This is a genomic window from Pseudomonas gessardii, assembly GCF_001983165.1.
Lineage (GTDB): Bacteria > Pseudomonadota > Gammaproteobacteria > Pseudomonadales > Pseudomonadaceae > Aquipseudomonas > Aquipseudomonas gessardii.
Map to the genome: position 1 here is coordinate 15,453 of NZ_MNPU01000018.1, position 12,855 is coordinate 28,307.

Below are 12,855 nucleotides of genomic sequence, written 5' to 3' on the forward strand. Positions count from 1 at the left end.
CGTCCTGTTGTGTCAGTGAGCCTGGAGCATAACCTCTGGCCCGCGCCTCTGGTATTCTCGTCGCCATGAAAAAAACTCTCCCTTTAAGCCTGATCGCAGCCCTCGGTGAAAACCGCGTGATCGGCGTCGACAACAGCATGCCCTGGCATTTGCCGGCGGATTTCAAATATTTCAAGGCCACCACCCTGGGCAAGCCGATCATCATGGGGCGCAAGACCTGGGATTCCCTGGGACGACCGTTGCCGGGTCGCTTGAACATTGTGGTCAGCCGTCAGACCGATCTGGTGCTCGAAGGTGCGGAAGTTTTTCCGTCCCTCGATGCAGCCGTTGCGCGCGCCGAGGCTTGGGCACTGGAACAGGGCGTGGACGAGCTGATGTTGATCGGCGGCGCGCAGCTGTATGCGCAGGGGCTGGAGCAGGCGGATCGCCTGTATTTGACGCGGGTGGGGCTGAGCCCGCAAGGGGATGCGTGGTTTCCAGAGTTTGATACCAACCATTGGAAGCTGGTGTCGAATGTGCAGAACCCGGCTGAAGGCGACAAGCCGGCCTATAACTTTGAAGTCTGGGAAAAAGCCTAAAAGCATCGCGGGCAAGCCCGCTCCCACATGGTGACTCAACTGTGGGAGCGGGATTGCCCGCGATAGCGCTCTATCAGGCCTGCGCCAACTCAGCGTGCTCATCGGCATTGAGCCGTTCTTTATCGGTCTGCTGCATGATCTGGCTGGTAATCGCCCCCGCCGTCATCGAACCATTCACGTTCAACGCCGTACGGCCCATGTCGATCAGCGGCTCCACGGAAATCAGCAGCGCCACCAACGCCACCGGCAGGCCCATGGCCGGCAGCACGATCAGCGCGGCAAACGTCGCACCGCCGCCCACACCGGCTACACCGGCCGAACTCAGGGTCACGATTGCCACCAGGGTAGCGATCCATAGCGGGTCGAGCGGGTTGATGCCCACGGTCGGCGCCACCATCACGGCCAGCATCGCCGGGTACAGGCCGGCGCAGCCGTTCTGGCCAATCGTCGCGCCGAACGAGGCGGCGAAGCTGGCGATGGACTGCGGGATGCCCAGGCGGCGGGTCTGCGCCTCGATGCTCAACGGGATGCTCGCCGCGCTGGAGCGGCTGGTGAAGGCAAAGGTCAGCACCGGCCATACCTTGCGGAAGAAACGCAGCGGGTTGATCCCGGCCAGCGACAGCAGCAGGCCGTGGACTACAAACATCAGCCCCAGCGCCAGGTAGGACACCAGCACAAAGCTGCCGAGCTTGATGATGTCTTGCAGGTTGGAGCTGGCGACCACTTTGGTCATCAGCGCCAGCACGCCGTAGGGGGTCAGCTTCATCACCAGGCGCACCAGGCGCATCACCCAGGCTTGCAGGGTGTCGATGGCGTTCAGCACTTTCTGGCCTTTTTCCACGTCATCCTTGAGCAGTTGCAGCGCGGCAACCCCCAGGAACGCCGCGAAGATCACCACACTGATAATCGACGTCGGCTTGGCCCGGGCCAGGTCGGCAAACGGGTTCTGCGGGATGAACGACAGCAGCAACTGCGGGATATTCAGGTCGGCGACCTTGCCCGCATAGTCACTCTGGATCACCTGCAGGCGCGCCAGTTCTTGGGTGCCGGCCACCAGGCCTTCGGCGGTGAGGCCGAACAGGTTGGTCAGGCCGATACCGATCAGCGCCGCGATGGCGGTGGTGAACAGCAGCGTGCCGATGGTCAGGAAGCTGATCTTGCCCAGGGACGCGGCGTTATGCAGGCGGGCCACGGCGCTGAGGATCGAGGCGAACACCAGCGGGATCACGATCATCTGCAACAGTTGCACATAACCATTGCCCACCAGGTCGAACCAACTGATCGAGGCCTTGAGCACCGGGTGGCCGGCACCGTAAATGGTGTGTAGCACTCCACCAAACACCACCCCGAGTACCAGTGCGAGCAGGACCTTTTTGGCCAGGCTCCAGTGGGTGTGACGGGTTTGGGCCAGGCCCAGCAATAACGCCAGGAACACCAGCAAATTGAGAATCAGCGGCAGATTCATTGAAGCTCCAATTAAATGGCTGCCAGTCGCCTGAGCGTGCGACTGCGAACCGGAAAGCCTAACAGCTTGAAATATATTGATTTAATACCGTTATGGAATGACTACTGTCGTTTTTGGAATAAGGGTTCGGCGTCTAGAGATAAATGGGTGGCGGTATCAGGACGCAGACCGTCGTGCTGGTGCCGGAAACAGTCATAAGGATTTGCTAGCGTTGTGGCCTTTCACTCAGGGAGAAAACGCACATGAAGCTTGCGCCGAGACTGTTTGCCGCCGCGCTATGCCTGGGGCTTGCCAGCCAGGTCATGGCCGCCACCGAGTTGAAACACTGGCCGGCACCCGCCGCCAAGCAACTGAATGCAATGATCGCTGCCAACGCCAACCAGGGCAATTACGCGGTGTTCGACATGGACAACACCAGCTACCGCTTCGACCTCGAAGAATCGCTGCTGCCGTATATGGAAAACAAAGGCCTGATCACCCGCGACAGTCTCGATCCTTCGCTCAAGCTTATGCCCTTTAAAGACACCGCCGACCATAAGGAAAGTCTGTTCAGTTACTACTATCGCCTGTGCGAAGTGGACGACATGGTCTGCTACCCGTGGGTCGCCCAGGTGTTTTCAGGCTTTACCCTCAAGGAACTCAAGGGCTACGTCGATGAGCTGATGGCGAGCGGCAAGCCGGTGCCGGTCACCTATTTTGAAGGCGATGTGGTGAAGAACATGGAGGTGCAACTGCCGAAAATCTTCACCGGCCAGACCGAGTTGTACAACAGGCTGATGGAAAACGGCATCGACGTGTATGTGATGACGGCGGCCTCTGAAGAGCTGGTGCGCATGGTCGCCTCGGATCCGAAGTACGGCTACAACGTCAAGCCGCAGAACGTGATTGGCGTCACCACCTTGCTCAAGGACCGCCAGACCGGCGAGCTGACCACCGCCCGCAAGCAGATCAGCGCCGGCAAATACGACGAAAAAGCCAACCTGGGTCTGGAACTGACCCCCTACCTGTGGACCCCGGCAACCTGGATGGCCGGCAAGCACGCGGCGATCCTCACCTACATCGACGAATGGAAAAAACCGGTCCTGGTCGGCGGCGACACCCCCACCAGCGACGGCTACATGCTGTTCCACGATGTGGACGTGGCCAAGGGCGGCATCCACCTGTGGATCAACCGCAAAGACAAGTACATGACCCAGCTTAACGGCATGATCGTCAAACATGCTGCGGCCCAGGCCAAGGAAGGGTTACCGGTGACGGCGGATAAGAACTGGGTGATCGTCAAGCCTGACGAAATCCAGTAACCCTGTAGGAGCTGGCTTGCCAGCGATGGCATCGACTTCGGTGTATCAGGAACACCGTGGTGTCTGCATCGCAGGCAAGCCAGCTCCCACATTGATCTTCGGTAGGCAAAAAAAGCCCCGCACTTGGCGGGGCATTTTTATGGGCGAGGATTACAGGCCGTCGAGCATGGCCTTGTTGCGCACCGCACCCTTGTCGGCGCTGGTGGCCAGCAGGGCGTAGGCCTTCAGGGCGGTGGTGACTTTGCGCGGGCGCTTCTCCACCGGTTTCCAGCCTTTCTTGTCCTGCTCGACCCGGCGTGCGGCCAGTTCTTCATCGCTGATCAACAGGTTGATCGAGCGGTTCGGAATGTCGATCAGCACCTTGTCGCCATCTTGCACCAGGCCAATCGCGCCACCGGCAGCGGCTTCTGGCGACGCATGGCCGATGGACAGGCCCGAAGTACCGCCGGAGAAACGCCCGTCGGTCAGCAGTGCGCAGGCTTTGCCCAGGCCCTTGGATTTCAGGTACGAGGTCGGATAGAGCATTTCCTGCATACCCGGGCCGCCTTTCGGGCCTTCGTAGCGGATGATCACGATGTCGCCTTCTTTCACTTCGTCGGCGAGGATGCCGCGCACCGAGCTGTCCTGGCTTTCGTAGATCTTGGCGCGACCCTCGAACACATGGATCGATTCATCCACGCCGGCAGTCTTCACCACGCAGCCGTCGAGAGCGATGTTGCCGTAGAGCACGGCCAGGCCGCCTTCCTTGGAGTAGGCGTGTTCGACACTGCGGATGCAGCCGTTTTCACGGTCGTCGTCCAGGGTGTCCCAACGGGTCGACTGGCTGAACGCCGTCTGGGTCGGAATGCCGGCCGGGCCCGCTTTGAAGAAGGTGTGCACGGCTTCGTCGTTGGTCTGGGTGATGTCCCACTTGGCGATGCCTGCTGCCAGGGATGGGCTGTGCACGGTCGGCAGGTCGGTGTGCAACAGGCCGCCACGGGCCAGGGAGCCCAGGATCGAGAAGATCCCGCCGGCGCGGTGCACGTCTTCCATGTGGTACTTCTGGATGTTCGGCGCGACCTTGCACAACTGCGGCACATGCCGGGACAGGCGGTCGATGTCGCGCAGGTCGAAGTCGATCTCGGCTTCTTGCGCCGCGGCCAGCAAGTGCAGGATGGTGTTGGTGGAACCGCCCATGGCGATATCCAGGGTCATGGCGTTTTCAAAGGCCTTGAAGTTGGCGATATTGCGCGGCAACACCGACTCGTCGTTCTCGGTGTAGTAACGCTTGCACAGCTCGACGATGGTGCGGCCGGCCTGCAAAAACAGCTGTTCGCGGTCGCTGTGGGTGGCCAGTGTGGAGCCGTTGCCCGGCAAGGCCAGGCCCAGGGCTTCTACCAGGCAGTTCATCGAGTTGGCGGTGAACATGCCGGAGCACGAACCGCAGGTCGGGCAGGCGCTGCGCTCGTATTCCGCGACCTTCTCGTCAGAAGCGCTGGAATCGGCGGCGATGACCATGGCATCCACCAGGTCCAGGCCGTGGGAGGCGAGCTTGGTCTTGCCGGCTTCCATCGGGCCACCGGAGACGAAAATCACCGGGATGTTCAGGCGCAGGGCGGCCATCAGCATGCCAGGGGTGATCTTGTCGCAGTTGGAGATGCAGACGATGGCGTCGGCGCAGTGGGCGTTGACCATGTACTCCACGGAGTCGGCGATGATCTCGCGGCTCGGCAGGGAATAGAGCATGCCGTCATGGCCCATGGCGATGCCGTCATCCACGGCGATGGTGTTGAATTCCTTGGCCACGCCGCCGGCGCGTTCGATCTCGCGGGCGACCAGTTGGCCCAGGTCCTTGAGGTGGACGTGGCCCGGTACGAACTGGGTGAACGAGTTGGCAATCGCGATGATCGGCTTCTTGAAGTCGTCATCTTTCATCCCCGTGGCACGCCACAGTGCGCGGGCGCCGGCCATGTTGCGGCCATGGGTGGATGTTTTCGAGCGGTAATCTGGCATGGAGCACTCCGGGCGGCTAATCAGGTACTAAATAGGGGAGTGAGCTTCTATTGACGTCTGGAACACTCAGAAATAGCCGTGTGTCCGGAGGTTGCCGCAAACGCTACGGGATCGCCGTGCGCATTGGCCTTGAGCTCATAAACCCGCCGGGGGATGACTGGCGATGAATAGGGTCGATTCTACACCGCTGGCGGCGGGAGGGAATGGCGAGAAACATGTCCCGGGGCTTTATCGCCCGACCCGCGTATTTGTCAGCCAGCCCCAGAGGCTGAAGACGATAAAGCTTGCAGCAATGGTCATCAGCAAATGCGCTCCGGTTTGTGCAAGGGCGGCGCTGCTGAGGGCGGCCGTCAGGAACATGATGCTGTTGCCTGCCGAGGCGGCCGTGCCCGCGCTGCTTGAGAACAGCAGCATCGCCGCCGAAATCGCCGCCGGGCGCACCAGGGTCACGGCCAGGGCGCTGATCAGCATCGGGATCAGCAGGGTTATGGTGGTGATGGCATCCAGGCTGACGATCAGCATCAGTAGCACACCGGCCACCAGCAGTAACCCCAGGCCGATATTGATTTGCCGGGCCAGCGAGATGCGTTTTTGCAGAAACGAGGCCGCCACGCCGCCCAGCAGATAGGCCACGCCGTAGACCATCAGCACCAGGGCGTACTGGTATTCGGACAGTTTCAGCCCATCCATGAACATCAGCGGTGTGACGCTGATCAAGGCGAAGTAGCAGGCGAACACCAGTGCGGCGATCCACCAGTAGCGCAGGAAGTCCCGATTGCCGGCCACGGCTTTCAAGGTGGCGATGATCGACACCGATGCGCGATGGGGGCTGGCGGACTTGGTGGGCAGGATGCACAGCGCATGGATCAACATGCCCAATGCCATCACCGCGAACCCGTAGAAGCTGCCTTGCCAGTCAAAGGTGGTTTGCAGCCAGGAGCCGATCAGCGGTGAAAGAGCGACGAACGAGCCGCTCAGGGTCATGTAATACAGGCGCACGCGGGCCCGGTCCTGCTCCTCGAACAGGTCCTCCACCAGGGCGTGGCCCAGCACGAAGAAGCCACAGCCCATGGCCTGCACGCTGCGAAACAGCAGGAAGGTCAGGTAGTCCGGTGCCAGCGCACACCCTATCGCCCCCAGGATCGCCAGTGTGATGCAACCAAGCAGGACTTCCTTGCGCCCCCATTTATCCGAGAGTGGGCCGGCGATCAGTTGGGAGATCGAAAAGACCAGGGTAAACAGGCTGATGGACAGCGCGACATTGGCGCTGGGCGTGTCGAACCTGGCGGCGAGGGCCGGAAATGAAGGCAGCAGGATATTGATCGGGAAGAAGCTGATCAGGGCAATGCAGGTGATGAGGGTGAAGCGGGAAAGATACTGGCGTTTGGCTGGGCCATCGAGGACGGGCGAGCAGGTGGAGTCAGACATTGTTTTTGTTTTCCGCAGTGAAGCCAGAAACCGATACTAGTCTGCAAAAAGTGGAATTCAATCAAAACCTTTGAGGGAAATTTCCTGGGGGTGCGTGGCTGGCGACAGTAGGAAAAATCTTTCTGGCACGGCGCAAAAAAGGTGGGAGCTGGCTTGCCTGCGATAGCGGCGTAACAGATTAAAAATCTGTAACTGATACACCGCTATCGCAAGCAAGCCCACTCCCACCTTTGCTCTGCGTGTTACTTAGCTATTGGGCAACAACCGGCACGTAATGCTCTTGATATACCGCGTCTCGGCAATCGCCGGGTGCACCGGGTGGTCCGGGCCCTGGCCGCCGCGTTCGAGCATCTGGATATTGCGGTCCAGGTGGCGGGCGCTGGTCAGCAGGATGTTTTGCAGGTCGTCTTCGGGCAGGTGCATGGAGCACGAGGCGCTGACCAGGATGCCGTCCTTGCTGAGCAGGCGCATGGCTTGCTCGTTCAGGCGACGGTAGGCGCCTTCGCCATTCTTCATGTCTTTCTTGCGCTTGATGAAGGCCGGTGGGTCGGCGACGATCACGTCGAAGCGTTCTTCGCTGGCTTTCAGTTCTTTCAACGCTTCAAACACGTCGCCTTCGATGCAGGTCATTTTCTCGGCAACGCCGTTCAGCGCGGCGTTGCGCTCTACGCCATCCAGGGCGAAGGCCGAGGCATCGACGCAGAACACTTCACTGGCACCGAACGCTGCGGCTTGCACGCCCCAGCCGCCGATGTAGCTGTACAGGTCCAGAACACGCTTGCCCTTGGCATACGGGGCCAGGCGGGCGCGGTTCATGCGGTGGTCGTAGAACCAGCCGGTCTTCTGGCCCTGGATCACCGGGGCCTCGAATTGCACGCCGTTTTCTTCCAGGGCGACCCACTCTGGCACCAGGCCGAATACGGTTTCGACGTAGCGGTTGAGGCCTTCGGCATCACGCGCGGCGGAATCGTTCTTGAACAGGATGCCGCTGGGCTTGAGCACTTGGGTCAGGGCCGCGATCACGTCTTCTTTATGGGCTTCCATGGTCGCCGAGGCGATCTGTACCACCAGGATATCGCCAAAACGGTCGACCACCAGGCCCGGCAACAGGTCGGAATCGCCGTAGACCAGGCGGTAGAACGGCTTGTCGAACAGGCGGTCGCGCAGGGACAGGGCGACGTTGAGGCGGTGCACCAGCAGCGACTTGTCCAACGGCAACTTGATGTCGCGCGACAGCAGGCGCGCGCAGATCAGGTTGTTCGGGCTCATGGCCACGATGCCCAGGGTCTTGCCGCCGGCCGCTTCGAGGATGGCCTGGTCGCCTGCCTGGAAGCCGTGGAGTGGAGTGGCGGCCACGTCGATTTCGTTGCTGTAGACCCACAGGTGGCCGTTGCGCAAACGACGATCGGCGTTGGCTTTGAGACGCAGGCTTGGCAGGGACATGACGTCGCTCCGGAAAAAAGAGCGGGAGTATACCCTTTGCGCACCGGTTCATGTGGGAGCTGGCTTGCCTGCGATGCAGACGGCGCGGTGTATCTGACGTACGGCGGTGATGCAATCGCAGGCAAGCCAGCTCCCACATTTGATCGCGGTTCGGTTCGGGTTTTTGAGGTGTCGGTCAGCTTTGCTTAGAGGTTAGAATTCGCGCCTAGCCCAGAGTGTGTACCTATGTCCCAAGAGCTTTCCGCCGAACAGATCCAGCAGGCCCTGCAAGGCATCAGCGTGCCGCCCCAACCGCAAATCATGGTGGATTTGCAGATGGAGCAGTACATGCCCGATCCAGACCTGGAAGTGATTGCCCGGCTGATCTCCCAAGACCCGGGCCTGTCCGGTTCGTTGCTGAAAATCGTCAACTCGCCGTATTACGGCCTGAGCAACAAAATTGCCTCGATCCAACGCGCAGTCAACCTGCTGGGCAGCCGTTCCATCGTCAACCTGATCAATGCCCAGTCGATCAAGGGCGAGATGAGCGATGACACCATCGTCACCCTCAACCGTTTCTGGGACACCGCCCAGGATGTGGCAATGACCTGCCTGACCCTGGCCAAGCGCACTGGCTCCCAGGCGGTAGACGAAGCCTACGCCCTGGGCCTGTTCCATGATTGTGGCGTGCCGCTGATGCTCAAGCGCTTCCCCGACTACATGAGCGTGCTGGAGGATGCCTACGCCAAGGCGGGGCCCGAATGCCGGGTGGTCGACACCGAGAACAGCGCGTTCCATACCAACCATGCGGTGGTGGGTTATTACACCGCCAAGTCCTGGCGCCTGCCGGAGCATGTGACCAACGCCATCGCCAACCACCACAACGCCCTGGCGATTTTCAGCGATGAGTCGGCGCGCAACAGCCCGTTGAAAAACCTGCTGGCGATTTTGAAGATGGCCGAGCATATCTGCGCGTCCTATCGGGTACTGGGCAACCAGGTGGTTGACCATGAATGGGACAGCATCGGCCATCTGGTGCTGGATTACGTGGGCCTGTCAGACTACGACTTCGAGAGCCTGAAGTTGTCGATCCGCGAGTTGGGCGCGCACTAACCTTTCTATTGCGAGACGAATATGCCTGAGCTGCCAGAAGTCGAAACCACCCGGCGCGGGATTGCGCCGCACCTGGAAGGCCAGCGGGTCAGCCGGGTCGTCGTACGTGAACGGCGCCTGCGCTGGCCGATCCCCGAAGACCTGGATGTGCGCCTGTCCGGGCAGCGCATCGTGCTGGTGGAGCGGCGGGCCAAGTATCTGCTGATCAATGCCGAAGTCGGCACCTTGATCAGCCACTTGGGCATGTCGGGCAATTTGCGCCTGGTGGAAGTCGGTTTACCGGCGGCCAAGCATGAACATGTGGATATCGAGCTGGAATCGGGCCTGGCCCTGCGCTACACCGACCCCCGGCGCTTTGGCGCGATGCTCTGGAGCCAGGACCCGCACAACCACGAACTGCTGCTGCGCCTGGGGCCGGAGCCGTTGACCGACCTGTTTGACGGCGAGCGCCTGTTCCAGCTGTCCCGTGGGCGCTCCATGGCGGTCAAGCCGTTCATCATGGACAACGCGGTGGTGGTGGGGGTGGGCAATATCTACGCGACCGAGGCGCTGTTTGCCGCCGGGATCGACCCGCGCCGGGAGGCCAAGGGCATTTCCCGTGGGCGTTACCTGAAACTGGCGATCGAGATCAAACGCATCCTCGCGGCCGCCATCGAGCGCGGCGGGACGACCTTGCGCGACTTTATCGGTGGCGATGGCCAGCCGGGGTATTTCCAGCAGGAACTGTTCGTCTACGGCCGGGGCGTCGAGGCGTGCAAGGTCTGCGGGACTGAACTGCGCAATGTGATGCTGGGGCAGCGGGCGAGTGTGTTTTGCCCCAAATGCCAGAGCTGAGGTTCGCGGGTGCTGCGAATGGCCTCATCGCAGGCAAGCCAGCTCCCACATTTGAAGGGGTTCACAAGTCAAAATGTGGGAGCGGGCTTGCCTGCGATGAGGCCCGCCCAGCCACCACAAGGTCTCAGGCCTTGCCGGTAATCAACCGGTACTTCTCCATCAACTGCTCTTCAGTCTCGGGGTGTGCCTCATCCAGCGGGATGCAATCGACCGGGCACACTTGCTGGCACTGGGGTTCGTCGTAGTGGCCGACACACTGGGTGCACAGGTTGGGGTCGATCACGTAGATCTCTTCACCCTGGGAAATGGCAGCGTTCGGGCACTCGGGTTCGCAGACGTCGCAGTTGATGCAATCGTCGGTGATGATCAGGGACATGGAAACTCCTGCCAGGGCACTCTGCCAAGGCATCTGAAAAACTAATGCGCGCAATTGTGCCGCATTGGCGCCCGCAGTGCGAGCGGGCGCCGGTCGAGCGGTCTTACTTCTTGAAGCGCAGCGTCAGCGCATCGGCGACCGCAGGGTGCACAAACTTGGTGATATCCCCGCCCAATGCCGCGATTTCCCGCACCAGGGTCGAGGAAATGAACGAATAACGTTCCGACGGTGTAAGAAACAGGCTCTCCACATCCGGCGCCAGTTGGCGGTTCATATTGGCCAGCTGGAATTCATACTCGAAGTCCGACACCGCCCGCAGCCCGCGCAGGAAGACATTGGCGTTCTGCTCCTTGGCAAAATGCGCCAGCAGCGTCGAAAAGCCCACCACTTCAACGTTGGGCAGGTGCTTGGTGACCTCGCGGGCCAGCTCCACACGCTGTTCCAGGGGAAACAGCGGGTTTTTCTTGGGGCTGGCCGCGACCGCGATGATCACATGGTCGAACAAGCGCGAGGCGCGTTCGACCAGATCGCCATGGCCTTTGGTAATCGGGTCGAAGGTACCTGGGTACAACACTCGGTTCATCGCGTCGTCCTGGCGGAGTCCGTTGGGGAACCGGATGGTATCGCAGCCATCCCGGTCGGCCAAGTCAACTTATGCAGAAGAAAGCACTATAGACACCGCGAATACCTGGTTTTTTCATGCTGTTTTCAGACGTTCGGCCAGTGCTGTCGCCAGTTGCGCCGTCAGGCCATACACCGAAAGCTGGGGGTTGGCGCCAATACTGGTGGGGAACAGCGAGCCATCGTGGATCGACAGATTGCGCAACTGGTGATGCCGCCCCAGGCTGTCGGCCACGGCATTTTTCGGCTCTTCGCCCATGGCGCAACCGCCCATCACATGGGCGCTGCCCAGGCAGGTGCGATGCAGTTCCAGGTTCAGGCCGTCGATCAGGCTGCGGGCCTCGGCCAGTGTGCTGACGTAGCGCGCATCGTGGTGCAGCGGCTTGACCGACTTGGCGCCGGCGGCAAACTGGATCTCGGCCATGCTGTGGAACGCCCGGCGCAGGCCGTCCCAGGCGTAGGGCGAGACTTCATAGTCGAGCACCGGCGTGCCATCGCCGCGCAGGCCGACGCTGCCGCCCTGGCTGTCGGGGTGGAAGCCGTCGCGCAGCAGCGCCAGCATGGCGTGGGTGTTGGGCAACTGGCCCATGTCCAGGGCGTTCTGCGTGCCATAGCCACCGAACAGCGTGCTGGCCAGGGCCGGGTGCAGGGGGGGGGCTTCGAGTTTGTAGGACATTTTACCGGTGGTGCCGTCCTGCCATTGGAAGTGGTCGGAGTAAATCGACTGCGGTGCGCCATAGAACGGGTTGATCACCTCGTCGAACAACCCCGCAGAAAAATTCACCAGATGCAGGAACGTGCGCTTGCCCAGGCGCGAATGGGGGTCGGGTGCGTCCGAGCGCATCAGCAGCGCCGGGCTGTTGATCCCGCCGCCGGCCAGCACGTAATGCCTGGCCTTGACCGTGACCTTGCGGCCGGTGGGCGCTACGCTGCGCGCATCCATGGCCACGCATTCGAGGCTGGTGATGGTGTCGCCGCTGAATTTCAGGCGCTCGGCGCGGGCCAGGTACAGCAACTCGCCGCCTTGCTCCAGGGTCGAGGGAATGGTGGTCACCAGCATCGACTGCTTGGCGTTGACCGGGCAGCCCATGCCGCAATAGCCCAGGTTGAAACAGCCGCGCACGTTGCGCGGGATCACGTGCCAGCTGTAGCCGAGCTTTTCGCAGCCTTTGCGGATCACATCGTTGTTGGCGTTGGGCGGCAGGGCCCAGGGCGCGATGCCCAGGCGTTGCTCCATCTTTGTAAACCATGGCGCCATCTCGGCACTGCTGTGGCCCTTGACCGCGTATTCGCTGGCCCAGTGGGCCAGGGTCGGGTCGGGTGTGCGAAAGCTCGACGTCCAGTTGATCAGCGTGGTGCCGCCCACGGCGCGGCCCTGCAGGATGGTGATGGCGCCGTCCTTGCTCATGCGGCCGATGCCTTCCTGGTACAGGCTGGCGTAGGCCTCGTCTTCCAGCAGCGTGAAATCGCTGCTGGTCTTGAGCGGGCCTTCTTCGATCAGCAGCACCTTGTAGCCGGCGGCGCTGAGAATCTCTGCGGTAGTGCCGCCGCCTGCACCGCTGCCGATGATCGCGACATCGGCTTCCAGAGTCAGGTCCTGGTCGAGGGCAGCGCCATTATGGGTCTTCCAGCCGCGGGCCATGCCATCGCGGAACACATCAGGTACGGGCATCAGCTTGTTCTCTTGTTTTTATCAGCGGTCATGACGTGTAGGAGCTATCACGG

Annotated in this window: 11 protein-coding genes; 4 read left to right on the forward strand and 7 right to left on the reverse strand. The window is 61.3% G+C overall.

The features are described from left to right. Positions 1-65 precede the first annotated feature (65 nt). Positions 66-578: a dihydrofolate reductase gene (locus BLL38_RS14300; RefSeq protein WP_076963133.1), complete on the forward strand. Its 513-nt coding sequence runs from the start codon at positions 66-68 to the stop codon at positions 576-578. A 73-nt stretch (positions 579-651) separates the two neighbouring features. Here BLL38_RS14300 and BLL38_RS14305 read toward each other — a convergent pair whose 3' ends face one another. Continuing rightward, complete coding sequence (locus BLL38_RS14305) at positions 652-2,043, reverse strand: L-cystine transporter (RefSeq protein ID WP_076963134.1); 1,392 nt, start codon at positions 2,041-2,043, stop codon at positions 652-654. 242 nt (positions 2,044-2,285) lie between these two features. Here BLL38_RS14305 and BLL38_RS14310 point away from each other — a divergent pair, with 242 nt between their 5' ends. Continuing rightward, a complete protein-coding gene (locus BLL38_RS14310) occupies positions 2,286-3,344 on the forward strand; it encodes an HAD family hydrolase (RefSeq protein ID WP_076963135.1) in 1,059 nt (352 codons plus the stop codon). Positions 3,345-3,494: 150 nt separating this feature from the next. On the opposite strand, the gene ilvD is transcribed toward BLL38_RS14310, so the two are convergent. The 3 genes from ilvD to BLL38_RS14325 form a co-directional block, all read right to left on the reverse strand. Next, on the reverse strand, positions 3,495-5,336 hold the full coding sequence (ilvD, locus tag BLL38_RS14315; protein WP_076963136.1) for a dihydroxy-acid dehydratase: 1,842 nt from the start codon (positions 5,334-5,336) through the stop codon (positions 3,495-3,497). Positions 5,337-5,564: 228 nt separating this feature from the next. Beyond that, entirely contained in the window at positions 5,565-6,764 is a 1,200-nt protein-coding gene (locus BLL38_RS14320) for an MFS transporter (protein WP_076963137.1), read from the reverse strand. Between the two features lie 246 nt (positions 6,765-7,010). After that, the gene (locus tag BLL38_RS14325; protein WP_057960898.1) at positions 7,011-8,207 is read right to left on the reverse strand and encodes a class I SAM-dependent rRNA methyltransferase; all 1,197 of its coding nucleotides are present in this window, start codon (positions 8,205-8,207) and stop codon (positions 7,011-7,013) included. A gap of 279 nt (positions 8,208-8,486) precedes the next feature. Here BLL38_RS14325 and BLL38_RS14330 point away from each other — a divergent pair, with 279 nt between their 5' ends. Together BLL38_RS14330 and mutM are read left to right on the forward strand one after the other, a co-directional pair. Then, positions 8,487-9,299, forward strand: coding sequence for an HDOD domain-containing protein (locus tag BLL38_RS14330; protein ID WP_169865750.1), 813 nt, complete (start codon positions 8,487-8,489; stop codon positions 9,297-9,299). Between the two features lie 21 nt (positions 9,300-9,320). Continuing rightward, positions 9,321-10,133 (forward strand): bifunctional DNA-formamidopyrimidine glycosylase/DNA-(apurinic or apyrimidinic site) lyase, encoded by an 813-nt coding sequence (mutM, locus tag BLL38_RS14335; RefSeq protein ID WP_076963139.1) that lies wholly within the window; start codon positions 9,321-9,323, stop codon positions 10,131-10,133. A gap of 124 nt (positions 10,134-10,257) precedes the next feature. Here mutM and BLL38_RS14340 read toward each other — a convergent pair whose 3' ends face one another. From BLL38_RS14340 to BLL38_RS14350, 3 genes are all read right to left on the reverse strand, one after another. Continuing rightward, entirely contained in the window at positions 10,258-10,509 is a 252-nt protein-coding gene (locus BLL38_RS14340; RefSeq protein WP_003213796.1) for a YfhL family 4Fe-4S dicluster ferredoxin, read from the reverse strand. Between the two features lie 103 nt (positions 10,510-10,612). Beyond that, the gene (coaD, locus tag BLL38_RS14345; protein ID WP_003176711.1) at positions 10,613-11,092 is read right to left on the reverse strand and encodes a pantetheine-phosphate adenylyltransferase; all 480 of its coding nucleotides are present in this window, start codon (positions 11,090-11,092) and stop codon (positions 10,613-10,615) included. Between the two features lie 114 nt (positions 11,093-11,206). Continuing rightward, the gene (locus tag BLL38_RS14350) at positions 11,207-12,802 is read right to left on the reverse strand and encodes a GMC family oxidoreductase (protein WP_076963140.1); all 1,596 of its coding nucleotides are present in this window, start codon (positions 12,800-12,802) and stop codon (positions 11,207-11,209) included. Positions 12,803-12,855 lie beyond the last annotated feature (53 nt).

Excerpts from the sequence above, each read along its gene's own strand:
- BLL38_RS14350 (WP_076963140.1), bottom strand. The coding sequence starts at position 12,802 with ATGCCCGTACCTGATGTGTTCCGCGATGGCATGGCCCGCGGCTGGAAG.
- ilvD (WP_076963136.1), bottom strand. The coding sequence starts at position 5,336 with ATGCCAGATTACCGCTCGAAAACATCCACCCATGGCCGCAACATGGCC.
- coaD (WP_003176711.1), bottom strand. The coding sequence starts at position 11,092 with ATGAACCGAGTGTTGTACCCAGGTACCTTCGACCCGATTACCAAAGGC.
- mutM (WP_076963139.1), top strand. The coding sequence starts at position 9,321 with ATGCCTGAGCTGCCAGAAGTCGAAACCACCCGGCGCGGGATTGCGCCG.
- BLL38_RS14300 (WP_076963133.1), top strand. The coding sequence starts at position 66 with ATGAAAAAAACTCTCCCTTTAAGCCTGATCGCAGCCCTCGGTGAAAAC.
- BLL38_RS14310 (WP_076963135.1), top strand. The coding sequence starts at position 2,286 with ATGAAGCTTGCGCCGAGACTGTTTGCCGCCGCGCTATGCCTGGGGCTT.
- BLL38_RS14340 (WP_003213796.1), bottom strand. The coding sequence starts at position 10,509 with ATGTCCCTGATCATCACCGACGATTGCATCAACTGCGACGTCTGCGAA.
- BLL38_RS14305 (WP_076963134.1), bottom strand. The coding sequence starts at position 2,043 with ATGAATCTGCCGCTGATTCTCAATTTGCTGGTGTTCCTGGCGTTATTG.
- BLL38_RS14320 (WP_076963137.1), bottom strand. The coding sequence starts at position 6,764 with ATGTCTGACTCCACCTGCTCGCCCGTCCTCGATGGCCCAGCCAAACGC.
- BLL38_RS14325 (WP_057960898.1), bottom strand. The coding sequence starts at position 8,207 with ATGTCCCTGCCAAGCCTGCGTCTCAAAGCCAACGCCGATCGTCGTTTG.